Annotated in this window: 20 protein-coding genes; 9 read left to right on the top strand and 11 right to left on the bottom strand. The window is 72.1% G+C overall.

What is annotated here, in order from left to right; genetic code table 11:
* Together ACZ31C_RS24600 and ACZ31C_RS24605 are read right to left on the bottom strand one after the other, a co-directional pair.
* Complete coding sequence (locus ACZ31C_RS24600; RefSeq protein ID WP_131054784.1) at nt 1-1,005, bottom strand: carbohydrate ABC transporter permease; 1,005 nt, start codon at nt 1,003-1,005, stop codon at nt 1-3.
* Nucleotides 1,002-2,312 (bottom strand): extracellular solute-binding protein, encoded by a 1,311-nt coding sequence (locus tag ACZ31C_RS24605; RefSeq protein ID WP_465797260.1) that lies wholly within the window; start codon nt 2,310-2,312, stop codon nt 1,002-1,004. Before ACZ31C_RS24605 ends, ACZ31C_RS24600 begins: the two co-directional genes overlap by 4 nt.
* A 139-nt stretch (nt 2,313-2,451) precedes the next feature.
* Between ACZ31C_RS24605 and ACZ31C_RS24610 the strand changes: the two genes are divergently transcribed.
* A complete protein-coding gene (locus ACZ31C_RS24610; RefSeq protein WP_465797261.1) occupies nt 2,452-3,459 on the top strand; it encodes a LacI family DNA-binding transcriptional regulator in 1,008 nt (335 codons plus the stop codon).
* Nucleotides 3,460-3,610: 151 nt separating this feature from the next.
* On the top strand, nt 3,611-4,639 hold the full coding sequence (locus ACZ31C_RS24615; protein ID WP_465797262.1) for a hypothetical protein: 1,029 nt from the start codon (nt 3,611-3,613) through the stop codon (nt 4,637-4,639).
* Nucleotides 4,640-4,693: 54 nt separating this feature from the next.
* Here ACZ31C_RS24615 and ACZ31C_RS24620 read toward each other — a convergent pair whose 3' ends face one another.
* The 3 genes from ACZ31C_RS24620 to ACZ31C_RS24630 are packed head-to-tail and all read right to left on the bottom strand — an operon-like array spanning nt 4,694 to nt 7,117.
* The gene (locus ACZ31C_RS24620; protein WP_465797263.1) at nt 4,694-5,158 is read right to left on the bottom strand and encodes a hypothetical protein; all 465 of its coding nucleotides are present in this window, start codon (nt 5,156-5,158) and stop codon (nt 4,694-4,696) included.
* Entirely contained in the window at nt 5,133-5,765 is a 633-nt protein-coding gene (locus tag ACZ31C_RS24625; protein WP_465797264.1) for an RNA polymerase sigma factor, read from the bottom strand. Before ACZ31C_RS24625 ends, ACZ31C_RS24620 begins: the two co-directional genes overlap by 26 nt.
* Nucleotides 5,766-5,797: 32 nt before the next feature.
* Entirely contained in the window at nt 5,798-7,117 is a 1,320-nt protein-coding gene (locus tag ACZ31C_RS24630; RefSeq protein WP_465797265.1) for a S8 family peptidase, read from the bottom strand.
* Nucleotides 7,118-7,281: 164 nt separating this feature from the next.
* Here ACZ31C_RS24630 and ACZ31C_RS24635 point away from each other — a divergent pair, with 164 nt between their 5' ends.
* Nucleotides 7,282-9,906, top strand: a complete 2,625-nt coding sequence (locus ACZ31C_RS24635) for a CHAT domain-containing protein (protein ID WP_465797266.1) — start codon at nt 7,282-7,284, stop codon at nt 9,904-9,906.
* Nucleotides 9,907-9,916: 10 nt separating this feature from the next.
* On the opposite strand, the gene ACZ31C_RS24640 is transcribed toward ACZ31C_RS24635, so the two are convergent.
* The 6 genes from ACZ31C_RS24640 to ACZ31C_RS24665 are packed head-to-tail and all read right to left on the bottom strand — an operon-like array spanning nt 9,917 to nt 15,833.
* Nucleotides 9,917-10,828 (bottom strand): DUF6807 domain-containing protein, encoded by a 912-nt coding sequence (locus tag ACZ31C_RS24640; protein ID WP_465797267.1) that lies wholly within the window; start codon nt 10,826-10,828, stop codon nt 9,917-9,919.
* Complete coding sequence (locus ACZ31C_RS24645) at nt 10,825-11,457, bottom strand: hypothetical protein (RefSeq protein ID WP_465797268.1); 633 nt, start codon at nt 11,455-11,457, stop codon at nt 10,825-10,827. Before ACZ31C_RS24645 ends, ACZ31C_RS24640 begins: the two co-directional genes overlap by 4 nt.
* Nucleotides 11,441-12,325 carry a carbohydrate ABC transporter permease gene (locus ACZ31C_RS24650; protein WP_465797269.1) on the bottom strand — a complete coding sequence of 295 codons (885 nt, stop codon included), beginning with the start codon at nt 12,323-12,325 and terminating at the stop codon, nt 11,441-11,443. Before ACZ31C_RS24650 ends, ACZ31C_RS24645 begins: the two co-directional genes overlap by 17 nt.
* A complete protein-coding gene (locus ACZ31C_RS24655) occupies nt 12,325-13,308 on the bottom strand; it encodes a carbohydrate ABC transporter permease (RefSeq protein WP_465797270.1) in 984 nt (327 codons plus the stop codon). The genes ACZ31C_RS24650 and ACZ31C_RS24655 overlap by 1 nt, the downstream gene beginning before the upstream one ends.
* A 31-nt stretch (nt 13,309-13,339) precedes the next feature.
* Complete coding sequence (locus tag ACZ31C_RS24660) at nt 13,340-14,683, bottom strand: ABC transporter substrate-binding protein (protein ID WP_465797271.1); 1,344 nt, start codon at nt 14,681-14,683, stop codon at nt 13,340-13,342.
* A 19-nt stretch (nt 14,684-14,702) separates the two neighbouring features.
* Complete coding sequence (locus ACZ31C_RS24665; protein WP_396750149.1) at nt 14,703-15,833, bottom strand: LacI family DNA-binding transcriptional regulator; 1,131 nt, start codon at nt 15,831-15,833, stop codon at nt 14,703-14,705.
* Between the two features lie 236 nt (nt 15,834-16,069).
* Between ACZ31C_RS24665 and ACZ31C_RS24670 the strand changes: the two genes are divergently transcribed.
* The 6 genes from ACZ31C_RS24670 (at nt 16,070) to ACZ31C_RS24695 (ending at nt 24,500) form a co-directional block, all read left to right on the top strand.
* Nucleotides 16,070-17,398 (top strand): Gfo/Idh/MocA family protein, encoded by a 1,329-nt coding sequence (locus ACZ31C_RS24670; protein ID WP_465797272.1) that lies wholly within the window; start codon nt 16,070-16,072, stop codon nt 17,396-17,398.
* 24 nt (nt 17,399-17,422) lie between these two features.
* The gene (gene uxaC, locus ACZ31C_RS24675) at nt 17,423-18,853 is read left to right on the top strand and encodes a glucuronate isomerase (RefSeq protein ID WP_465797273.1); all 1,431 of its coding nucleotides are present in this window, start codon (nt 17,423-17,425) and stop codon (nt 18,851-18,853) included.
* Nucleotides 18,850-20,151 (top strand): enolase C-terminal domain-like protein, encoded by a 1,302-nt coding sequence (locus ACZ31C_RS24680; protein WP_465797274.1) that lies wholly within the window; start codon nt 18,850-18,852, stop codon nt 20,149-20,151. The genes uxaC and ACZ31C_RS24680 overlap by 4 nt, the downstream gene beginning before the upstream one ends.
* Entirely contained in the window at nt 20,142-21,632 is a 1,491-nt protein-coding gene (locus ACZ31C_RS24685; RefSeq protein WP_465797275.1) for a mannitol dehydrogenase family protein, read from the top strand. The genes ACZ31C_RS24680 and ACZ31C_RS24685 overlap by 10 nt, the downstream gene beginning before the upstream one ends.
* 107 nt (nt 21,633-21,739) lie before the next feature.
* On the top strand, nt 21,740-22,927 hold the full coding sequence (locus ACZ31C_RS24690) for a Gfo/Idh/MocA family protein (protein ID WP_465797276.1): 1,188 nt from the start codon (nt 21,740-21,742) through the stop codon (nt 22,925-22,927).
* Between the two features lie 214 nt (nt 22,928-23,141).
* Complete coding sequence (locus ACZ31C_RS24695) at nt 23,142-24,500, top strand: pectate lyase family protein (protein WP_465797277.1); 1,359 nt, start codon at nt 23,142-23,144, stop codon at nt 24,498-24,500.
* Nucleotides 24,501-24,540: the final 40 nt, after the last annotated feature.

Below are 24,540 nucleotides of genomic sequence, written 5' to 3' on the forward strand. Positions count from 1 at the left end.
TCAGTTCGCCCTTCCGGTCGTGGCACCCTGGATGTCACGGCGCAGCAGGAACCGCTGGAACAGCAGTGCCGCGACGAACGAGATGACGAAGAGGATCACCGCCACCGCGTTGCCGTACCCCCACAGCCGGGCGAAGAACCCGTTGTCCACCATGTAGGTGGCCATGGTGGCGGAGGCGCCGAGCGAGCGGACGGCGGGCACCGAGGTCACCCAGATCACGTCGAAGACCTGCAACGAGCCGATCATCGACAGGAACATCCAGATCCGGATGGTGGGGCCGAGCAGCGGCAGGGTGACGTGCCGTTGGATCTGCCACCAGCTCGCGCCGTCGATGGCGGCGGCCTCGTTCAGCTCCTGCGGCACGTTGGACAGGCCGGCGAGCAGCAGGATGATGGCGAAGCCGACGTACTTCCAGGTGAGCACGAACAGCAGCGTCCAGATGACGATGTCCAGGTCGGCCAGCCAGGCCTGCACCAGGCCGCCCAGCCCGATCGACTGGAGCAGCGCGTCCAGGCTGCCGTTCGGGGTCAGGATCAGCTTCCACATGATGCCGACGGTGACCTCGGCCAGCACGTACGGCACGAAGGCCAGCAGGCGGAACAGGGTGCGGCCCCGGAAGTGCCGGTTGAGCAGCAGGGCCACGCCGAGGGCGACCGGGCCCTGCAACAGCAGCGAGCCGAACACGATGATGGCGTTGTTGCGCAACGCGTCGAGGAAGATCGGGTCCTGGAACGCCATGACGTAGTTGTCGAACCCGATGTACTCGGTGGGTGGTCCGACTCCACGCCAGCGGAAGAGGCTGTAGTAGAGCGCGAAGCCCATCGGTACGAGGACGAACGTCACGTAGACGACGATCGCCGGGGTGGTGAGACCGATGATCTCGTACCACTTGCGTCGGGTCTCGGCGGCCCGGTCCTTCGAGGGGCGCCGGACGGGCCGGAGCCCCGCCGGCGGCGCGGAGGCACCGCCGGCAGGGTCCAGTGTGGTGGGGTTGGTGGCGGTCACTTGCGCGCGGCCGCCTTCATCGCCTCGACGACCTGCTCGGGAGTCCCGTTGCCGGCGAAGATGGCGACGATCGCGTCGTTCATCGCGTTACCGACGGTGCTGCCGAACGCGGTGTCCAGCCAGAGCTGCACGTAGGTCGCACCGGTGGTCGCCTCCAGGATGGAGCGCAGGGCCGGGTCCTGGACGCCGTCCTCGGCACCCTTGGCGACGGGCAGGCCGGTGCCGGTCTGCGCGTAGCCCTTCTGCACCTCGGGGCTGACGATGTACTTGAGGAACTCGACGCACTCGCCCGGGGCGTTCTTGGCGCAGGCGAAACCGTCGCCACCGCCGAGCGCCGCCTTCGGGTCACCGGCGGAACCGGAGATCGCCGGCACCGGGAACCACCCGATGAACTTGTCGAGCGCCTCCTTGTCGTTGGTCACCGTCTCCAGCGAGCCCTTGTTCCAGTCGCCCATCAGCTCCATGGCGGCCTTGCCGTTGGCGAGCAGACCGTTGGCGCTGGTCGGGTCGTTCTGACCCGGGGTGGCGATGAAGTTGTCCTGGAACGGCTTGGTGTCGATGAAGGCCTTGAGGTCCTGGCCGGCCTTCACGAAGCACGGGTCGTCGAAGACCGTCTCGGTGCTGGCCTTCTTCAGCGTGTCCACCGAGCAGGCGCGCAGGGCGAAGTTGTACCACCAGTGCGCGGCGGGCCACTTGTCACCGGCGCCCAGCGCGATCGGGATCACGTTGATCGCCTTGAGCTTGGTGACCGCGTCGTTGAGCTCCTCGAACGTGGTCGGCGGGGCGGCGATGCCGGCCCGCTGGAACATGTCCTTGTTGTACCAGACGCCCTCGATGCCCATCCGGTACGGCAGACCGTACTGCTTGCCGTCCACCTGCCAGATCTCGGCGGCGCTACCGATGTTGTCGACCTCGGACTTCGCCTGCTCGGTGATGTCCTTGAGGTAGTCGGCCTCGACCTGCTCGCGGATCTCGCCGCCGCCCCACGCCTGGAAGATGTCCGGCGGGTCGTTGCTCAGCAGCGCGGCGGGCAGCCGGGTGCGTTGGAGCTGGTTGGTCTCGATCCCCTCGATCTCGATCGTGACCGTCGGGTGCAGCGCGGTGAAGTCGGCGGCGACCTTCTCCCAGTAGGTCTTGCCGGGCCCGTCCTGGGAGGCGTTGTGCCACCAGGTCAGGGTCACCGGGTTCTTGAACAGCTCACTCTCCGGAGGAGCTTCGGACTCACCCCCGCCGCCACAACCGGCGGCAAGCAGTGCGGTGGTGATGGACAGCGCTATGGCGGTGGTTACGCGGCGCTTCAAAGCCATCGGTATCTCCTCGACGTATCAGTCGCGGTGCTCGGCCTGCCGGCGAGTTTTACAGCCGTGTAACTCAGTGTCAATCGGTGTCGATAACGTTTTCGACTCGCCGTTCGCGGCGCCCGTCGAGCCCTCTATCATCGTCGGCGTGGCGTTCCCGCAGCGTGTGAACATGTCGGACGTGGCCCGAGCGGCCGGCGTCTCGGTCGCGACCGTATCCAAGGTGGTGAATGGCCGATACGGCGTGGCGCAGGCGACCGTCGAGCGGGTTCAGCAGGTCATCCACCAACTCGGCTACGAGGCCAGCCTCGGCGCGCAGAGCCTGCGCAGCCACCGCACGAACGTGCTCGGCATCCTGGTGGCCGAGTTCGAACCTTTCTCCACCGAACTGCTCAAGGGCGCCTCGTCGGAGGTGACCGGCACCGGCTACCAGTTGCTGGCGTACTCCAGCGGTGACGTGGCCGGTGCCGCCGTCGGCTGGGAACGCCGCTCACTGGCCCGGCTCTCCGGGACGCTCATCGACGGTGCCGTGATCGTCACCCCCACGGTGGTGGAGACCAAGCAGGGCTTCCACGTGGTGGCCGTCGACCCGCACACCGGCCCGTCCGGCCTGCCCACCGTCGACTCCGACAACTTCGCCGGCGCCGTGCTCGCCACCAACTACCTACTCTCGCTCGGCCACCGCCGCATCGGGCACATCTCCGGCCGCGCCGACCTGGAGTCGTCCCGGCTGCGCGAGGCGGGCTTCCGGCAGGCCATGGCCGACGCCGGCGTGACCGTCGACGAACGACTCGTCCGGGTCGGCGGCTTCCGGATCGAGAGCGCCGCGGGCACCGCCGCCGAACTGCTCGCCCTCCCCGACCGGCCGACCGCGGTCTTCGCCGGTAACGACCTCTCCGCCATCTCGACCATCGACGTGGCACGGAGCATGGGCCTGTCGGTACCGGACGACGTCTCCGTGATCGGCTTCGACAACGTCCCGGAGTCGGCGCTGGTCAACCCGCCTCTGACCACCATCATGCAGCCGATCCAGCGGATGGGCGCCGAGGCGTTGCGGCTGCTCGTCGACCTGATCGCGGGGGTCGAGCGCGACATCCACATCCGGCTCCCCACCGAACTCGTGGTCCGCGCCTCCTGCCGCCCGTTCCCCGCCTGACACCGCCGAGCAGGCGGATTCGCCCGTCCTCGCACCATCTGACGACGGGTATCACCGGCGCGATTTCCGGCTCCTGAACTACGTCATCGCGCCGAAACGGTACGGACACCCACCGTGACCGGCGCACGCTCCTTCGATAGGAGAACGTGTCATGAGCAGTGCAGGAAGACGGGTACGCGGTGCCGTGGTGGTCGGAATCACCGCCGCGGTGCTGACCGGTCTGCTGGCCGTCACCGCCGCCGCGGCGGTACCGGTCGAGGCGGTCCCGACCGCCGCCGCAGCGGCTCGTACCGACGTCTACATCAAGGACACCGCCGCCGACGTCGGAGTCGAGCCGCACGCGCTGAACCCGCTCTGGGCCAGCCCCGACATCAAGGTCTGCCCCACCGCCGTCGAGTGCGCCGTCAGCCAGAACCCGATCGTCGGCGTCACCAACTACCTCTTCATCAAGCTGCGCAACCCCGGCCCGTACGGCTCGGGTGGCAGCAGCGGGGTGCTCCGCGTCTATCGGACCACGCCGGGGGGCGGCGCGGTCTGGCCGACCCACTGGACCCAGATCGGCGCGGCCAACGTGGTCTCCTTCGCCGGGGTCACCACGGTCACCATCCCGTGGACCGGTGTCCCCGGGCCGGGTCACTTCTGCCTGCTCGCCCGCTGGGTGTCCGCGACCGACCCGATGACCTTCGAGGGCCCGGACATCAGCACGAACACCCGGTACAACAACAACATCGCGTGGCGCAACGTCGACTCGGTCCGGCTCACCCCGGGCGGACCGTCGGTCGTGCGGCCCTTCGCCATCGGCAACTCGTTGACCGTCCCGTCCCGGAACGAGGTCGTCTTCGCGGCGGCCGAACCGCTCCAGGGGATCGGCGGGCGGGTCGTCGTCGACCTCGGCCCGGACCTGTTCGAGCGCTGGCGGGCCGGGGGCGCGGTCGGCACCGGCGTCCGGGCGGTCGGCCGGACCCAGGTGGAGATCGTCGAACCCACCAAGGCCAGCCTGGGCAACATCACGCTGAACCCCGGTGAGCGGGCGGAGTTCTCGCTGCTCTTCTCCGCTGCGGCGGACAGCCAGCGGGAGATCTCCTTCACCGTGACCCAGTTCGGCCCGGACAGCAGCGGGGCCCGGTCGACCGACCTCGGCGGTGTGCAGTACCTGATCAGCACCGGCAGGCAGGGCTAGCTCGCACCGCGTCGCGGGGGTCGTGGGTCGAGGGGGCCCACGACCCTCGTGACGTCAGCGCAGGCAGACCCAGTCGGTGGCCACCGCGTACTCGCCACTGTAGGCGCGAAGCTGCACCGGGCCGGCCGGCGGCACCCCGAGCGAGAAGAGACCCACCGCGTCGACCGTCGCCTCGTCGTAGATCCCGCTCACGGTCCGGGCGCTGACCCGGCCACGACCGGCCGGCGAGCACTGGCCGACGATGCCGGCGTCGCTCACCTCGATCTCCAGGACGATCCCGTCGCCCCGGAAGCACAGGCTCCGCGCCGATCCGGACGAGCGGGTGAGCCCGGCCGGCTCCGCCTCGAGCGCCGAGTCGAAGGTCAGCTCGGCCAGGGCCAGCCCGGTGTCCGTCGTCCGCTCGGCGAACGCCGCCCGCGCCGCCGCCAGATGGTCCTCCGGCACTCCCGTGGAGTCCCAGAGCGCGGCGACCAGTTCGGCCGTCAACCTGTCGTCATCGACCGGCGGCCACGGCTCCATCGCGTTCACCCCCCTGCCGTTCGGCGTCCGGGCACGGCCCGAGGTACGGCGCCAGCGCCTCGCAGCCCCGCAGCCTCCGCAGGCAGCGGGCCTGGGTCGGGCCGATGCTGCCGACCGGTACGCCCAACCGGTCGGAGACCTGCCGATAGCTCGGCGGCGGCTCGGCGATCAGCAGGGCGAGCAGTTCCTGGCACCGGGGCGGTAGCTGGGCGAAGCCCTCCCGCAGCGCCTGCCGCCGTTCCGCCCGCAGCAGGTCCTCGTCCGGCGGCGCGGCGTCCGCCCAGGTCCCGTGGTAGGCGTCGAGCGCACCGTCGGACGGGTCGACGGGTTGGGTCCGCCGGGAGAGGCGGGACATCCGGTAGCACTCCCGCCGGGTGGTGACGGCCAGCCAGGCCGCCAGCGCCTCCGGTTCGCGGACCTGCTTCAGGTGCTCCACCAGGCGCAGCCACACGGTCTGGTTGACATCCGCCGCGTCGGCGCCGCTCAGGTCGTGCGAGCGGATCACCGAGTACACCAGCGGGGTGTACCGGCGCACCAGCTCGGCCCAGGCCGACTCGTCCCCGTCGGCGGCGGCGGCGACCAGGACGCGTACGCTCCGATCGGCCACCGCGGCATCGCTCGCTGGCTCCGTTGCGCCGCTCACGAGACGAGCACGCCGTAGTCGGGGTGCCAGCGCGGCGACGCGAGCAGGGCCAGCCGGGCCGCGTCGGCGCTCAGGCCACCCGCGCTCATCAGGGCGGCGAGTCGGCCGGCGACATGTGCGGTGGCGAACGACGTTCCGGCCCAGGTGGCGTACCGCTGGAACAGCCGGGTCGGTCGTCCGGGCAACGGCAGCCTCCCCTCGACGTACGTGCTGTCCCGGCGGCCGAGGGCGCAGGCGTCGACCCATGGCCCCCGACCGCTGTAGTCCGTCGGCACCACCGCGCCTGCGGCACCCGTCTCGACGGCCCCGACCGCGAGCACGCGGTCCAGCGCGGCCGGCCAGACCGGACGGTCGACACCGGCGTTGCCCGCCGCCGCCACCACCGCCGTCTGCGGCATCGCCGCCAGCGCGTTGGCCAGCGGCACCGAGGGCCGGTCGTCGAGGGTGAAGCCGCCCAGGGAGAGGTTCACCACCGACACCTCGGCCGAGAGTCGGCTCAGGGCGGCCACCAGCATCGACTCGTCCCCGACCCCGGTGGGCGCCAGCGCCGTCTCGGGGTCGAGGCGTACGCCCGGGGCGGCCTGCCGCACCACCCCGGCGACGAACGTGCCGTGACCGCCCTGCGGGGCGAGCACGTCGGTGTGCACGTAGAGCGGGTCCTCGTCGTCGACCTCCGGCAGGTACGCGCCGCCGAGCCACTGCGGGTGTCGGCTGCCGGCCTGGCGGCAGATGCCGGTGTCGCAGATCCCGACCGTCACCCCCGCGCCCTCGGCGAGCCGGGCCGGGTCCGGCGGCGGCAGTGCGGCAAGTGTCCGGGGCGGCCCGCCCGGGTTGCCCATGATGTTGCCGAGGCCGAGCAGGACGTGGTGCGGTTGGACCACGGGCACCGGCGCTCCGGGCCACTGTCGGGGATCGCGCAGCTTCGTCACGAGCGTGGGGATGTCGGCCTCCGCGGCGAACACCAGCCGGGCGACACCGGCGAAGCCGACGCCGAACGTCACCGGGTTGCCGCTGGCCCTGAGCCAGGCGGCGACCCGCTGAGCGTCGGCGGGAGCGGTGAGCAGTTGCCGGGGCCGGTACAGCATCTCCCGGCCCGGTGCGGTGTACCGCCGCACGGTGCGGTCGGCGTCGAGCATCTCGGTGAACGCGAGCTGGTACGCCTTGTCGTCGGCGGCGGTGTCGTCGCCGAGTGCCGACGCCGGTCGCGCGGTGGCGGCCAGTGGCGCCGCCATCGTGGCCAGTGCGGACACCGCCAGGAGGTGCCGTCGGGACAGCCGGGTGCTGACGGGTGGTGCGACGGGACGGTCGGGCAGCAAGGGTCCTCCCCCAGACGACTCGGGAGGCGGCACGTCACTGGTGGTGGTGCGGCGGATTCCCGGTCTCCGGTCAATTCTTCCCGTCGATCGGCGCATGTCAATGCCAATCGCATACTCACCGTCACCTGTCGACCACCCGGCGGGACATCGACGATACTCAACGGGTGGTGAACTCTCCGCCGGTGCCCGACAGCACCACCGGCGGCGCCGATACCGCCCAGGCGGCACTCGACGCCGTCCAACGCCGCCCCAGTGACGCGATCATGATCGCCGAACGGGTGCTCGCCGCCGGATCCGACGGCGACGAGCGCTCGACCGCCGACCGCGCCATCGGTCTGGCGCTGCGCGAACTCAACGACCTGGCCGGCGCCCGGCGCCACCTCCGTCGGGCGGTGCGCAGCGCGGGCACGGCCCGGACCCGGGCGCTGGCCCGGATGAGTCTCGGGTACGTCCTGGCCAGTTCGGGGCACACCGCGGCGGCGCTGCGGGCCGTCACCGCCGCGCTGCCCGACCTGACCGGAGCCGACGCCGGTCGCGGCCGGATGCAACGGGGGGTGGTGCTGCACTACCGCGGCAGGTACGACGAGGCGGTGCGCGACTACGGCCTCGCCATCGACATCGCCCAACGCGAGGGCGACCTCCTGCTGGAGGCACGCGCCCGCAACAACCGGGGCCTGCTCAACGCCCACCGGGGCACCACCGGCGGCGCCGACGACCTCTCCCGGGCGGCGACCGCCTTCGACCGGCTCGGCCTGGACCTCGCGGCGGCCGACGCCCGCTGGAACAGCGGGATCGCGGCCGGGCGACGCGGCGACATCGCGGCGGCGCTGCGCTGTTTCGCCGCCGTCGGCGAGGAGTACCGACGCCTCGCCGTCCCCCGGCCGGCGCTGCTGCTGGACCGGTTCGAGTTGTTGCTGTCGGTGCCCCTGGTCGACGAGGCGGTGCAGGTCGCCGCCGTGGCGATCCAGGAACTGCGCCGCCGTGGCATGGCCTCCGACCTGGCCGAGGCGCTGCTCGCCCAGGCACGGGCCGCACTGCTCGCCGGTGACCTGGCCACCGCCGCCGAGGCTGCGGCCGCCGCCCGGACCCGGTTCCGGCGGCAGGGCCGCCGCACCTGGGCCGCGTTCGCCCGGCACGTCGAGCTACGCGCCGAGGCCCGCCGGGGCACCCGGACCCCGGCCCTGCTCACGGCGATGACGCGGACCGCCGATCAGCTCGACGGCACGGGGTGGGCCGACCCCGCGCTGGTCACCCGCATCGACGCCGGCCTACTGGCCAGCGCGGTGGGTCGCCCCGACCGTGCCCTGGCCCTGTTCACCGTCGCCGCCCGCGCGCGGACTCGGGGCACGGCCCCGCGACGCGCCCAGGGCTGGTACGCCCTGGCGCTGTCGCGTCGGCTGGGCGGTGACGAGGCGGGTGCGGCCCGCGCGCTCCGCCGTGGTCTGGGCGTGCTCGACCGGCACCGGACCTCGCTCGGCGCCACCGAACTGCGGGCCAGCAGCGGGGCGTACGGGCAGGAACTGGCGGCCGAGGGGTTGGACATCGCGATCCGGGCCGGCGCGCCGGCCCAGGTCCTCGCCTGGGCCGAGCGGTGGCGGGCCAACGCGCTGCGCATGCGGCCCGCCCTGCCGCACGACGATCCCGACCTGGTCGCGGCGCTGGCCGAACTGCGGCTCGTCAGCGGTCTCCTGGAGGACGCGGTCCTGGCCGCACGTCCGGTACGCGCCCTGCGCGGCCGGCAGATGCGACTCGAACAGCGCATCCGGGATCTGGCCCGGCGGGTGCCCGGCGCGGCCGGGGTGACCACCCCGCCCGGCGTACGCCGACTGGCCGACCGGCTCGGCTCCCGCGTCCTGGTCGAACTCGTGGCCCACGGCGACCGGCTCAAGGCGGTGCTGGTCCGCGACGGCCGGGCCAGCCTGCACGACCTCGGGCCGCTCGCCGAGGCGGCGAGGCTGGCCCGATGGCACCGGTTCGGGCTGCGCCGGCTGATCGTCGGCGGGGATCCGACCGCCGCACGGGTCGGGGCCGCCCACGCCGCGGCGGCCCTCGACAGACAGCTCTTCGATCCGTTGCGGCCCCGCCTCGGCGACCGGCCCCTGGTGATCGTCCCGGTCGGTGTCCTGCACTCGGTGGCCTGGGCCGGGTTGCCCACCTGCGCCGGACGCGCCGTCACGGTCGCCCCCTCGGCGACGGCCTGGCTCCAGGCGGACCGGCGGAGCACGTGGGCGGGCCCGCCCGTCCTGGCCAGTGGGCCGCGCCTGGCCGCCGGACGGGCCGAGGTCGAACGGCTCGCCGAGGTGTTGCCGGGCGCCCGGCCGCTCGTCGGGCCGGCCGCGACCGCCGGTGCGCTGACCGCCGCGCTGGACGGCGCCGGGATGGTGCACATCGCAGCCCACGGCACCTTCCGCGCCGACAATCCCCAGTTCTCCACACTGGAGCTGGCCGACGGGCCGCTGTTCGCCTACGAGTGGGAGCAGGTCGCCCGGCCACCCGGCTGCGTGGTGCTCTCCGCCTGCGAGTCGGGGCTGACTGACGTACGCCCCGGCGACGAGATCATGGGTTTCGCCGCGGTGCTGCTGGCCCTGGGTACCCGGTGCCTGATCGCCACCGTCCTGCCGGTGCCCGCGGAGCCCACCACCGCGTTGATGGTGGACCTGCACCGACGGATGTGGGCGGGCGCCCGCCCGGCCTCGGCTCTCGCCGACGCCCAGCAGGCGTTCGTCGCCACCGGCGACAGCACCGCCCGCGCCACCGCGGCCGCGTTCGTCTGCCTGGGCGCCGGCTGACCGGGTGCCCCTAGGGCGCAGCGCCGATCAGCGCGGCGGCGGTGGCGCGGTCCACCGTCCCGTCGGCGACGACGACCCGATAGCGGCCGTGCCGGCTGGTGCCGGCCGGGATCGTCGTGGGCTCCTCGAACGCGAACGCCACGCAGACCCCCGGGTACATGGTGGTCCGCACGAACCACCGGTCGCCCGGCCCGAGACCGCTGAACACCAGGGTGTACGCCGGCCCGCCCGGCGCCCGTGCCCGCATCGCCACCCACGGCTCGTCGCAGCCGTTGACCGTCTCCTCACCGTCCCGCTCGGCGGTGAACACCTCGGGTGGCCCGTCCGCCACGGCCCGCCAGAAGAAGCCGCCGTAGCCGGCCCCGCCGGGGCGGCCGTTGGTGGCCGGGCTACCGAGCGTCACGTGCCGGTCGGCGGGAGCGGTGAGGGTGCTGGTCACCTCCAGCAGCCAGGCACCGTCGCGGCCCGCTCCGGGCGTCGAGCCCGGGTGGTCAGACAGCGCCGAGGCGGTCAGGGTGCGCCGTTCGGTGAGCAGCACCGCGCCGGACGGATCGCACCAGTGCAGGCGGTGGTCGAGCCGGTCGGGTGAGCGGTCCTCCCATCCGGCGTGCGCGATCCGGCCGTGGTCGGCGCGCCAGGTGTAGCCGACGTCGCGGACGTAGGTGCGTCCGCCCCAGAGGTTGGTGCCGTCGACGTCCTGCACGGCCAGCGAGGCGCCGAGGTGCCAGACGTGGTCGGCCGGGAGCGCGTCGGTCACCGGCACGCCGGCCAGCGTGCGTACCGGGTGCAGGTAGGGCCGAGGTCCGTGCTCGGCGTCGAGGTCGGGCGCGAGCACGTACCGGGCGACCGGTGTGCCGGCGACCATCAGGTGCGGATCGCCGTCGGTGGCGGGCGTACCGGCGACCGGGTCGGCGGCGGTCACGACAGCTCCGCCTCGGCGACCGGCCGGCGGCGGGCCACGGCGTGCACCGCGGCCAGCACGTACCCGGCGAGGATCGGCACCGCGACCGGGGTGACCAGCACGCCGAGCAGCGCGGCGACCACGGTGGTGCCGGCCAGCGCGGCCCAGTGCGCAGGGTGGTCGAGGCAGGCCCGGGCGGCCCGGCTGGCGGCCGACCGCCAGCCGGTGCCGCCGGTGGAGCCCACCTCGACCACGACCGCGGCGGCGTAGCCGAGCAGGCCCGCCGCGACGACGGTGGTGACGCTCAACGCCAGCGCCCCGCCGGGCACCCGACCGGTGGCCAGCGCCACCAGGTCGGCGGCGAGCAGGCCGATGGCTACGAGCCCGAGCAGCGCCACCGGCAGGCCCGGCAGCAGTCCCCGGACGAACCGGGAGAACGTCTGCCGGGCCGTCGGCCAACTGCCGGTGGCCAGCCAGTCGTGCACGGCCGCGCTGGCGGTGCCGACCGCGGCCCCGGCGGTCACCACCGGCACCGAGGCGAGCACCGTCAGGATGCCGACCAGCGCCAGGTCGGCGGCGTCGCGGACGGTGTCCCGCCAGTCGCGGCGCGGCGGGCGCCGGTCGTGGCCGTCGTCAGCCCTTGAGTCCACTGGTGTTGATCCCCTCGACGAGCATCCGTTGGAAGGCCACGAAGAACACGAAGACCGGCAGCAGGGACAGCACCGACATGGCGAACATCGGTCCCACCGCGCTCTGGCTGGTGGAGTCGATGAACAGGGTCAGCGCCACCGGCACCGTGTAGTCGCTCAGGCTGGACAGGAAGACCAGTTGCCGGAAGAAGTCGTTCCAGGTCCAGATGAACGAGAAGATCGCGGTGGTGACCAGCGCGGGCCGGCTCAGCGGCAGGATGACGTACCGGAAGATGCCGTACGCGTTGGCGCCGTCGATCCGGGCGGCCTCGTCCAGTTCACGCGGGATGCTCCGCATGAACTGCACCATCAGGAAGACGAAGAACGCCTCGGTGGCCAGGAACTGCGGGATCAGCAGTGGGAGGTACGGCCAGTCGCCGCCGACCAGCCCGAGGCTGCGGAACAGGATGTACTGCGGCACGATCAGCACGTGCCCCGGCAGCAGCAGGGTGCCGATCATGACGGCGAACCACACCCCCCGCAGCCGGAACTTCAGCCGGGCGAAGGCGTACGCGGCCAGCAGGCAGCTCACCGCGTTGCCGACCACGGTCAGCAGGCTGACCATGGCGCTGTTGAAGAAGAACCGGCCGAAGCTGACGTCGAAGTTGCTCCACCCGTTGGTGTAGTTGCCCGGGGTGAACCTCTCCGGCAGCAGCCCGATGTTGTTGACGATCTCCTGCTGCGACTTGAACGACGTGCCGATCATCCAGATCAGCGGGTAGAGCACCACCGCGACGATGGCCAGCAGCACGATCAGTCGCAGCCAGGAGCGGCTGCGTGGGCGTTGCGGGCGGGTCGCCACGGGGGGCGCCACGGTGCTCGCCACCATCAGCGGTCCTCCCCGTCGGAGTAGTGCACCCAGAACCGGCCGGTGCTGAAGAAGACGACCGTGATCAGGGCGATGGCGATCAGGAACACCCAGGCCATCGCGGAGGCGTAGCCCATCTCGAGGTCGGTGAAGCCGGTGATGTAGAGGTTCAGCGTGTACATCAGGGTCGAGTCGACCGGCCCGCCGGTGCCGTTGCTGAGCACGAACGCGGCGGTGAAGCCCTGGAAACCGTTGATGGTCTCCAGCACCAGGTTGAAGAAGATCACCGGGGAGAGCATCGGCAGCGTCACGTTGACGAACTTCCGGAACTTGCCGGCGCCGTCCACCGACGCGGCCTCGTACAGCTCGGTCGGCACCTGCTTGAGCCCGGCCAGGAAGATCACCATCGGTGCGCCGAACTGCCAGATGGCCAGCACCATCAGGGTCTCCAGGGCCCAGTCCGGGTCGTTGACCCAGGGCTTGCCCTCGATGCCGAACAGCGCCAGGAAGGAGTTGAACGCCCCCTCCCGGTTGAACATGTTCACCCAGACGATGGCCAGCGCCACGCTGCCGCCGAGCAGCGACGGCAGGTAGAACAGACCCCGGAACAGCCCGACCCCGCGCCAAGCCCGGTTGAGCAGCAGCGCCACCCCGAGCGCCGCGGCCAGTTTCAGCGGTACGGCGATCAGGGCGAAGCTGAGCGTGACCCGGACCGAGTGCCACCATGACGGATCGCTGGTGAACATCCGTTCATAGTTGGCCAGCCCGACCCACTCCACCTCCGACCAGGGGGTGAGGATGTCGTAGTTGGTGAAGCTGAGGTAGAGCGACAACAGCATGGGCATCGCCGTGATGGCCATCAGACCGATGAGCCAGGGCGACAGGAAGACGTAACCGGCCAGACCTTCCGCGTGCCGGTTCCGTCCGGCCCGACGCCGGGTGGCGTCGGGCCGGACGGAACCGCTACCGCGGCGGGTCGGGTCGGGCGCCGTGGTCAGAGCCACGAACTGCTCCTCTCCGGGGTAGCGCGGCGGGTCAGGATGCGATCGCTGCCTTGCTGGCCTCGACGAACTGCGCCGCGGCCTCGGCGGGGGTGGCCCGCCCGTACTGGGCGTTCTCGGCGGCCTTGGTCAGTTCGGCGCGGAGTTTGCTGTGGCCCTTGATCGGCACCTGCGGCGCCTCACCGAACGTCTCGGCCAGCTTGTTCTCGACCTCGATGGACTGCTTCATCGCCGGGTCGGTGGTGTCGTCGCTGACCACCCGACGCAGGTCCATGTTGGAGGGCAGGCCCCGGTCGGTGCCGAGCAGCTTGACCACCTCCGGGTCGTTGGCCAGGAAGTTGATCACGTCCACCGCGACGTCGGCGTTCTTGCTGCCGCGGAAGACCGACCAGTACATCGAGGCGCGGGCCCACTGCGCGCTCGGGTCACCCGGGTACGCGACGACGCCCAGCTCGTCGGAGGTGTTCTTCTTCAGCTCCGGCATCTGGTTGACCCAGACCCAGGAGGTGCCCGACTTGCCGGTCACCACGAGCTGCTTGGTGATGTCGGTGGCGTTGCCCTCGTGGATGATGTCGGCGGTGGGCGTGGCGCCCCGGTCCCGCGCGCCCTTCCACAGCTCGAACCACTTGGTCACGTCCTCGGCCGTGAAGCCCAGTTCGGTGCCGGAGTAGAGGTCCTTGCCCTGCTGGCGCAGCCAGACCCAGAACGCCTTGTAGTCGGCGCTGGGGTCCTGGGTGCCGGGCACACCGGCCTTCTTGCTGACCTGCTCGGCCCAGGCGATGTGCTCCTCCCAGCTCATCCCGGTGGTCGGCTCGGGCAGCCCGTTCTTGGTCAGCAGCGTCTTGTTGTAGACCAGACCCTGGGTGTTCTCCCCGGCGGCCAGGCCGGCGAGCTTGCCGTCAACCTCGCCGTACTGGAGCAGGCTGGGCGGGAACTTGCTGGTGTCCAGGTCGCCGGAGTCCGCGTACTTCTTCAGGTCCAGGGTCGCGTTGCGGGCGGCGTACTCGGCGAGGAAGTTGTCATCGATCTGGAAGATGTCCGGTGGGTTGCCACCGGCGGTCAGCGTGGCCAGCTTGTCGAAGTAGCCCTGGTTGGCCTGCCAGACCTTCTCGAACGTGACGTCCGGGTTCTTCTTGGTGTAAAGGTCGAGGGCCTGGTTGGTGAGATCGGCCCGGGCCTCGCCGCCCCACCAGAAGATGGAGAGCTTGACCTTGCCGTCGGAGCCGGCGTCGTCACCGCCGCAGGCGGCGGCCGCGCCGACCAGCGGCAGGGCCACGACCGCGGCGAGCATGCCGCGCAGCAAGCGGCGGCGGAGCAGAGGGGTACGGTAGGTGCGCCCGTCGGACGCGTTCGCGGTGGGGTGCGTTGCGGGGTGCATGTGCGCTCACTCCTTGGCGTTAGGAGGCGACGACGTCACCGGCGGCCACGATCGGGTTGCCCGGGTCCGCACGGCGATGCGGGCCCGGGCCTACGGCAGCGGCGCCGGGACGTTCCCGGCCGGCGTATGGTCCCGGCGCGGTGGAGTCGCGGATGACCAACTCGGTCTGGAGCATTACCTGTGCGGTGGTACGACGGACGCCGACTGTCGCCCCGGCACCGCCGCCCCGCCCGGTGCGCGGGAGATCGGTGTCCTGTTGCAGCAACATGTCGACGGCCGTCCGGCCGGCGGCCGCGGTCGGCGTGGCCACCGTCGTCAGCTTGGGGCGGGTGAGTCGGCTCAGGCTGATGTCGTCGACCCCGACGACACTGACCTCCTGCGGCACCCCGACCCCGAGTGCGTCGAGCCCCTCCAGGAGCCCGATCGCGATCAGGTCGTTGTAGGCGAGCACGGCGGTGACGCCGGCCCGGCGGACCTGCTCCGCCTGGGCGAGGCCGCCGTGTTCGGTGGGCGGGTTGGGGCCGAGCACGGTCAGGTCCGCGCCGGCGGTCCGGGCCGCCGCGCTGGCGGCGCGTCGGATCTCCCGGCTGGTCCATGAGCCGCGCGGCCCCCCGAGCAGGGCGATCTGCCGGTGGCCCAGGCCGGCGAGATGCTCGATGGCGGTACGCGCGCCCTGCCCGACGTCCATCAGGACGCAGGGCAGCCCGGCCAGTTGGCGGTTGACCACGACCAGCGGCACCTCGCGGCTGAGCTGCTCGATCAGGCTGTTGCTCATCCGTGGGCTGCACAGCAGCACCCCGTCGACCTGCTTGGCCAGGGCGTGCACCAGTTCCTCCTCCGCGGCGGCGTCCTCGTTCGTGTCGGCGACGAAGACGTGGTAGTCGCGGTGACGGGCCTGGCTCTCCGCCGCCTTGATCAGCGGTGGGAAGAACGGGTTGGCGATGTCGGCGATGATCAGGCCGATGTTGTGCGTCCGGCCGGTGATGAGGGCCCGGGCGGCGCGGTTGGGCCGGTAGCCCAGGTCCTCGGCGCAGGCCAGCACCCGTACCCGGGTCTCCGGGTTGACCAGATGTGGTGCGGAGAAGGTGCGGGAGACGGTGGAGATGTGCACGCCGGAGGCCCGTGCGACGTCCCGGATGGTGACTGGCACTCAGGCCCCCTTCATCGATGTGTCGGCGGTCACGGTGCCGCCAATTAATGCAAACGGTTGCTCCACTGTCAACGGCGCATGATTACAGCTCTGTTTCGGCCGCGCTCCCGCCATGCGCTCTAAGCCCCACGAATGCGGTCAAAAGACGCCGATTCTCGGCCGCTCGTTGACTCTGACCGATCGATCGTGGTTACTTCACTGCAAAGGTTTGCACAAAGATCGAGGAGGATCGGTCTGTGTCACCGCAACCCGGCAAGCGCGCCCGGTACGCCGTGGTCGGCACCGGCGCCCGCGCCGAGATGTTCGTCCGGGCCCTGGTCCGCGACCACGCGGACACCGCCGAACTGGTCGCGTTCGCCGACGTCAACCAGGCCCGGATGGACGCCCACAACCGGTGGCTCGGCGAGCTGGGCCACGCTCGGCTGCCGACCTACCACGCCGACGACTTCGCCACCATGCTGGCCAAGGAACGGGTCGACGTGGTCCTGGTGACCTCGGTCGACGTCACCCACGACGAGTACGTGGTGGCCGCGCTGGACGCCGGCTGCGACGTGGTCACCGAGAAACCGATGACCACCGACGCGCCCCGCTGCCAACGCATCCTCGACGCGGTACGCCGCACCGGCCGGCGGGTGACGGTGGCGTTCAACTACCGCTACAACCCCTTGCACGAACAGATGCGGCGGATGCTCGCCGAGGGCGCGGTCGGCGAGATCGGCTCGGTGCACTTCGAGTGGCTGCTCGACGTGCGCCACGGCGCCGACTACTTCCGGCGCTGGCACCGCGACAAGGCCAGCTCCGGCGGGCTGATGGTGCACAAGGCCAGCCACCACTTCGACCTGGTCAACTGGTGGCTGGACGCCACTCCGGTGCAGGTGTACGCGGCCGGCCGGCTGTTCTTCTACGGCGACGACGGCCGCCGGCACGGCTACGCCCGCGACTACGACCGGGCGCACGCCGCCCCTGCCGCCGCCGACGACCCGTTCGCCCTGCGCCTGGCCGAGCACCCCCGGCTGCGCGAGCTGTACCTCGACGCCGAGGCCTCCGACGGCTACCACCGTGACCGCAACGTCTTCGCCCCCGGCGTGACCATCGAGGACGACATGGCGGTGCTGGCCACCTACTCCAGCGGCGCGACGATGACCTACCACCTCACCGCGTACGCGCCGTGGGAGGGCTACCGGGTGATGGTCAACGGCAGCCGGGGCCGGCTGGAGCTGGAGGTCACCGAGAGCGAGTTCGTCAGCCCGGCCGCCGCCGGTGCGCTCAAGGGCGCCGCCCTGCACGGCACCGAGGCCGCCGCCGAGGGCGGTCAGGCCACGTTGACCCTGCGCCCGTTCTGGTCCCCACCCCAGCGCATCGAGGTCGACGGGTACACCCGGCACGGCCACGGCGGGGCGGACGCCCGGATGACCCAGGTGCTCTTCGGCGGCGTACCCGATCCGTTGGACCGCGCGGCGAGCGCCCGCGACGGCGCGCTGGCCCTGCTCACCGGCCTGGCCGCCAACCGGTCCTTCGACACCGGTGCCCCCGTGCGGGTCGCCGACCTGCTCACCCTCGACTGACCTCGACCCCAGGAGCCGAATTCCGTGCCCACCTCGACCCGTCCCGACCTGCTGTTACCCGCCGAGCCCGGCCAACGCGCCCTGGCCCGGGAGCTGTACGCGCTGGTGGCGCGGCTGCCCGTCATCTCGCCGCACGGGCACGTCGACCCGGGGCTGCTCGCCGACGATGAGCCGTTCCCCGACCCGTCCCGGTTGCTCATCGTGCCCGACCACTACCTGACCCGGATGCTGTTCAGCCAGGGGGTGCTCCCGGCCGAACTGGGCGTGCCCACCCGCGACGGCAGCCCGGTGGAGACCGACGGGCGGCGGATCTGGCGGCGCTTCGCCGAGCACTGGCACCTGTTCCGGGGCACCCCGTCCCGGCTCTGGCTGGAGCAGACCCTCACCGAGGTCTTCGGCCTGGACGCCCGGCTGTCGCCGCAGACCGCCGACGAGGTGTACGACGCACTCGCCGCCCGCCTGGCCGAGCCGGACTTCCGGCCCCGGGCGCTGTTCGAGCGGTTCAACATCGAGGTGCTCGCCACCACCGAGTCGCCCCTGGACGACCTGAGCCGGCACGCCAAGCTCGCCGCCGACGGGTGGGGCGGCCCGGGCGGTCGGGTGGTCACCACCTTCCGGCCGGACAACGTGGTGGACCTGGAGTTCGAGGACTGGTCGGCCAACGTCGACCGGCTCGGCGAGATCACCGGTGAGGACACCGGCACGTACCAGGGTTACCTGGCCGCGCTGCGCGCCCGCCGGGAGGCGTTCATCGCCGCCGGTGCCACCTCGTCGGACCACGGGCACCTCACCGCCCGCACGCTGGACCTCGGCGCGGACGCGGCGGCGCTGTTCGACCGGGCCCGCCGGGGCCGGGCCGAGCCGGGCGACACCGAGGCGTTCCAGGCCCACATGCTGCTGGAGTTCGCCCGGATGTCGCTGGACGACGGGCTGGTCATGCAGTTGCACCCGGGGGCGGTGCGCAACCACAACCGGTGGCTGCACGCCCGGCACGGACGCGACGTGGGTGGCGACGTCCCACAGGCCACCGAGTTCGTGCACGCGCTCGCCCCGCTGCTGGACGCGTACGGCAACGACCCCCGGCTGCGGGTGGTGCTCTACACGCTGGACGAGGACACCTTCACCCGGGAACTGGCACCGCTGGCCGGCGGGTACGCCGCCCTGGTGCTCGGCGCGCCCTGGTGGTTCCTGGACTCCCCCGAGGTGCTGCGCCGGTTCCGCGAGACGGTCACCGAGACCGCCGGCTTCTACAACACCGCCGGGTTCGTCGACGACACCCGCGCGTTCTGTTCCATCCCGGTCCGCCACGACGTGGCCCGCCGCGTCGACGCCGGTTTCCTGGCCCGGCTGGTCGCCGAGCACCGACTGCCGATGGACGAGGCCGCCGAGACCATCGTCGACCTGGCGTACCGGCTGCCGAAGCAGGTCTTCAAGTTCGGGGAGAAGCAAGCATGACCACCATCACCGACGTCACCGTGCACGACGTGCGGTTCCCGACCGCCGCCAGCGGCGACGGCTCCGACGCGATCAACCGGGGCGACTACTCGGCCACCTACGTGGAGCTGCACACCGACGACGGTCCGACCGGCGCCGGGTTCACCTTCACCAACGGGCGCGGCAACGAGATCACCTGCGCCGCCGTGCAGGCCCTCGCCCACCACGTGCGGGGACGCACGATGGAGGAGATCACCGCCGAACCGGTGGCGTTCTGGCGCTCGCTCGTCGCCGACGTGCAGTTGCGCTGGCTCGGCCCGGAGAAGGGGGTCATCCACATGGCCACCGGCGCGCTGGTCAACGCGGTGTGGGACCTGCGCGCCAAGCTCGCCGGCAAGCCGATGTGGCGCTACCTGGCCGAGCTGTCCACCGAGGAGCTGGTGGCCAACGTCGACTTCCGGCACATCACCGACGCGCTCACCCCGGACGACGCCGCCGCCATCCTGGACAAGGGACGCGACGGGCTCGCCGACCGGCTGGCCCTGCTGGAGCGGGACGGCTTCCCCTCGTACACCACGTCGGTGGGCTGGCTGGGCTACCCCGACGACAAGGTCCGGGCGCTGACCCGCGACGCGTACGCGCAGGGGTGGCGGGCGATGAAGATGAAGGTCGGCGGCCCGCCCTCCGACGACCTGCGGCGGGCCCGGATCATCCGGGCCGAGATCGGCCCGGACGCGCTGCTGATGATGGACGCCAACCAGGTGTGGGACGTCGACGAGGCGATCACCAACATGACGGCGCTGGCCGAGGTCGACCCGTACTGGATCGAGGAGCCGACGCACGCCGACGACGTCCTGGGGCACGCCCGCATCGCCCGCGCGATGACCGAGCTGACCGGCGGCCGGTGCCGGGTCGCCACCGGCGAGGTGGCCGCCAACAAGGTCATCTTCAAGCAGTTGTTGCAGGCCGAGGCGATCGGCGTCATGCAGATCGACGCCTGCCGGGTGGCCGGGGTCAACGAGGTGCTCGCCGAGATCCTGCTCGCCGCGAAGTTCGGCGTACCGATCTGCCCGCACGCGGGCGGCGTCGGACTCTGCGAGTACGTCCAGCACCTGGCGATCTTCGACTACCTGCGGGTGGGCACCAGTCTGGAGGGGCGGATGGTGGAGTACGTGGACCACCTGCACGAACACTTCGTCGACCCGGTACGCACCCGCGACGGGCGGTACCTGCTGCCGACCGAACCGGGCTACAGCGCCACCATGCGTCCCGAGTCGATCGCCACCTTCCGCTTCCCGGACGGCCCGACGTGGCGGTGACCGTGGGCGCGTCCCGGCTGGACCTGGGCGCCCTGCGCCGGCTGCCGGCGCAGTCCCGTCCGCTGATCCGCCCGGGCACCGTGGCGGCCGGCGTGGTGCACCTCGGGCTCGGCGCGTTCCACCGCGCCCACCAGGCCGTCTACACCGAGCAGGCGCTCGCGGCGGCCGGCGGCGACTGGGGCATCGTCGGTGTCGCGCCGCGCAACGCCGACCTGGTGCGGACACTGACCGCGCAGGACAACCTGTTCAGCGTGAGCACGCTCTCCGCGGCCGACGAGCACACCCGGGTGATCGGGGCGCTGGCCGACGTCCGGCTGGCCGCCGCCGACCCGGGCGCGATCGTGGCGTTGCTGGCCGACCCGGCGATCCGGGTGGTGACGCTGACGGTGACCGAGAAGGCGTACCAACTGGACCCGGCGGCCGGGACGCTGCGCCCCGATCCCGAGTTGGTCGCCGACCTGACCAGCGACCGGCCACCGGCCACCGTGCCGGGGCTGCTGGTGCGCGGCCTGCTGGCCCGGGCCGCCTCCGACGCCGGACCGATCGCGCTGGTCAGCTGCGACAACCTGCCCGCCAACGGCCGCCGGCTGCGCGGCCTGGTCACCCAGGCCCTGGTGTACGCGGGCGCCGGGCAGACCGCGCTGGACTGGGTCCAGGACCAGGTCGGCTTCCCCGGCACCATGGTCGACCGGATCGTGCCGGCCAGCACCGCGCAGACCCTGGACGCGGCCCGCCGGGCGCTCGGTGTCGAGGACCTGGCGGCGGTGGCGGCCGAGCCGTACACCCAGTGGGTGATCGAGGACGACTTCCCCGGCGGGCGGCCCGCCTGGGACCGCGCCGGTGCGGTGCTCTGCGACGACGCCGGCCCGTGGGAGCGGCTGAAGCTGCGCGGGCTCAACGGCGTGCACTCGGCCGCCGCGTACCTCGGTGCGCTCGCCGGGTGCGAGACGATCGCCGACGCGCTCGCGCTGCCGCACCTGACGACGGTGCTGCGGCGGCTGATCGCCGAGGACGTGGCGGCCAGCTTCACCCCGCCCGACGGCGTCGACGTGGTCGAGTACGGCGAGCAGGTGCTGGCCCGCTTCGGCAACCCGGCCATCCGGCACCGCACCCTCCAGGTGGCGATGGACGGCTCGCAGAAGCTGCCGCAGCGGATCCTGCACACCATCGCCGACCTGCGCGCGTCCGGCCGCTCCGCCCGATGGGCGGCGTTGGTCGTGGCCGCCTGGATCCGGTTCGCCCAGGGCACCGCCGACGACGGTCGCGCGCTGCCGCTGGACGACCCGCTGGCGGAGCGCATCCGCACCGCCCTGGCCGCCGCGCCGCAGACCCCGGCCGGGGCCGTCGACGCGGTCCTCGCCCTCGACGAGGTCGTCCCGCCCGAGGTGGCCGCCGACGCGCAGGTCCGCGCCGACGTCACCGCCTGGCTGACCGACCTGCACCGCCACGGCGTCCCCGCCACCCTGGCCGGCGCCGCATGAGTGAAAGGAAGGGCACCTTCTTAACGCCTGCGGTAGAGCAGGGGTCCCCTGCTAACACCCCGGCACCCGCCGCGCCGACAGCCGCGACGCCCGACGTGCCGACAGCGGTGCCGACAGCCGTGCCGGCGGCCGTGCCACGCGTCGCGCTGATCGGGGCGAACGGGCACGGGCGCTGGCACCGGCGGGTGCTCGGCCCGCTGCACGAGGCCGGACGACTGCGGCTGGTCGCGCTGGTGGACACCCGGCCGCTGGAGGACGAGCCGGCCGCGCCGGTACCCCCCAACGCCCGGGTCTTCACCGACCACCGCGCCATGCTCTCCGCCGTCGGGCCGGACGTGGTGGTGATCTGCACTCCGCCGCACACCCACCTGCCGATCGCCCGGGACGCGCTGACCGCCGGGGCCGACCTGCTGCTGGAGAAGCCGCCGGTGCTCTGCACCGCCGAACACGAGGAGTTGGCCGGTGCGCTGGCCAGCACCGGCCGGGTGGCACAGGTCGGCTTCCAGGCGCTCGGGTCGGTCGCGCTGACCGCGCTGACCGACGCGGTGAGCGCCGGCCGAGTGGGTACGGTCACCGGCATCGCCACCGTCGCCGCCTGGCAGCGTCCGGACGCGTACTACGCCCGCTCCCCGTGGGCCGGTCGACGGACGCTGGACGGACGACCGGTGCTCGACGGCGCGCTGGCCAACCCGCTGGCGCACGCGGTGATGCAGTGCCTGGCGGTGGCCGAGGCGGTCACCGGCGGGCCGGTGGAGCCCGCCGCCGTCGAGGTCGAGCGCTACCGGGTCCGGCCGATCGAGGTCGACGACACCGCCGTGGTGCGGGTACGCCTGCGGCACGGCCCGCCGATCGTGGCCGCGGTGACGCTGGCCGGGGAGGACTTCGTCCCTGGCGAGGTGATCGTGACCGGGGACGCCGGACGGGCCGTGCTGGAATACCCGACCGACCGCCTGCTGCTGCCCGGTGAGGCGCAGGCACGCGAGGTGCCCGGGCGGCGGGGCCTGTTGGAGAACCTGCTCGACCACCGGGCCGATCCCCGGGTGCCGTTGATCGCGCCGCTGGCCCGGACCGCCCCGTTCACCGCGGTGCTGACCGCGCTCCAGGCGGCGCCCGAGCCGACGTTGCTCGGCGGCGGCTGGGTGGAGACGGTCGGTGACGGGCCGCAGCGGGTGCGAGTCATTCCCGGCGTCAACGACGTGCTGCGTCGGGCCGCCGAGAGCGGCGCATTGCCGACCGAGCTGGGTGTGCCGTGGGCGGTCGCTCCATGGCGGACCGATCCGACCGGAGCAAAATAGGAGGACACCGCAACGCCACTGCAACATCGCCGGTCCGATCAGGACCAAGCACTCTGCGATGACCAGCGGTTTCCCGACCGGGACAGGTCGGGACGATGTCGGCCGAAAGCATTTTCTGCAACAAAACTGCACATCATTAATATTGACCCCAATAAAAACACAACCGTAACCTTCGTCACATAGAGAAACAACGACGAGGGAACGGGACGAGCTGATGCGCAGAATTGCCGCCGGTGCGGCATTGATCATTCTCACCCTGACCGCCGCGCCCACCCCGGCGGCGGCACACCCCGGCCCGACGGGCGGCGCGGACACCCTGTCCGCACTGGCCCGGCAGATCGGCCGACAGGCGCTGCCGACGAACGACGGCTGGGCGGCGGCCGGGCCGGGCACCACCGGTGGCTCCACCGCCACCGCCGACCAGGTCCACGTGGTCGACAGTCGCCAGGACCTGGTCGCCGCGCTCGGCGGGAACAACGCCACCAACGCGACCAACACCACCCCGAAGATCATTTACGTCAAGGGCGAGATCGACGGGTTCGAGGACGTCGACGGACGGCTGCTCGACTGCACCGACCTGGCCGACCCCGGGTACTCGCTGGAGGCGTACCTGGCCGCGTACGACCCGGCGGTATGGGGTCGGGTCGCGCCGAGCGGGCCGGTGGAGGAGGCCCGGGTCCGGTCGGTGACCAACCAGACCCGGCAGACCCAGATCAACGTCGGCCCGAACACCACAATCGTCGGGCTGCGCGGGGCACGGCTCACCGGCCTCACCCTGATGATCGACCGGGCGCCCAACGTCATCGTCCGCAACATCACCTTCGACGACGCCCGGGACTGCTTCCCCGCCTGGTCCCCCACCGACGGCGAGACGGGCAACTGGAACTCCCAGTACGACCTGGTCTCGGTCCGCCGCAGCGAGAACGTCTGGATCGACCACAACACGTTCACCGACGGCGACAATCCCGACAGCGGCCAGCCGATCCACTTCGGACGGCCCTACCAGGTTCACGACGGCGCGTTGGACATCACCCACACGGCCAGCCTGGTCACCGCCTCCTGGAACCGGTTCGACGGGCGGGACAAGTTGATGCTGATCGGCTCGTCCAACACCGTCGGCCCGGACGTCGGCCGGCTCAACGTCACCCTGCACCACAACCTGTTCGACGAGGGTCTCCAGCGGCTGCCCCGGGTCCGCTTCGGGCAGGTCGACCTCTACAACAACCAGTACCGGCTGGCCGGCGACGGTTTCGAGTACGCCATCGGAGTCGGCGTGCAGTCCGCCGTGCACGCGGAGAACAACCACTTCACGCTCGGCGCCGGCATCACCGCCGCCGACCTGCTCTACGACTGGAGCGGCTCCGCGATCACCACCCGGGGCAACTGGGTGAAGGCGGCCGGCAAGCTACCCCGCCCGGTGGACCTGGTGGCCGCGTACAACGCCGCGCACGACCCGGACCTGTCGCCCGACGCCGGCTGGACGCCGACGCTGCGGCACGGTCCGGTCCTCCCGGCACCGCTGGTGCCCCTCGTCGTCGGCCCGCTCGCCGGTGCCGACCGCCTGCCGCTCTGACCGTCCCTCAGGCGACCCGGCGACCACACCCGGCTGTAGC

The organism is Micromonospora sp. NPDC023869 (assembly GCF_055559695.1).

Coding starts and splice junctions, on each gene's coding strand:
- ACZ31C_RS24660 (WP_465797271.1), bottom strand. CDS start 14,683: ATGCACCCCGCAACGCACCCCACCGCGAACGCGTCCGACGGGCGCACC.
- ACZ31C_RS24650 (WP_465797269.1), bottom strand. CDS start 12,325: ATGGTGGCGAGCACCGTGGCGCCCCCCGTGGCGACCCGCCCGCAACGC.
- ACZ31C_RS24605 (WP_465797260.1), bottom strand. CDS start 2,312: ATGGCTTTGAAGCGCCGCGTAACCACCGCCATAGCGCTGTCCATCACC.
- ACZ31C_RS24680 (WP_465797274.1), top strand. CDS start 18,850: ATGACCACCATCACCGACGTCACCGTGCACGACGTGCGGTTCCCGACC.
- ACZ31C_RS24615 (WP_465797262.1), top strand. CDS start 3,611: ATGAGCAGTGCAGGAAGACGGGTACGCGGTGCCGTGGTGGTCGGAATC.
- ACZ31C_RS24695 (WP_465797277.1), top strand. CDS start 23,142: ATGCGCAGAATTGCCGCCGGTGCGGCATTGATCATTCTCACCCTGACC.
- ACZ31C_RS24620 (WP_465797263.1), bottom strand. CDS start 5,158: ATGGAGCCGTGGCCGCCGGTCGATGACGACAGGTTGACGGCCGAACTG.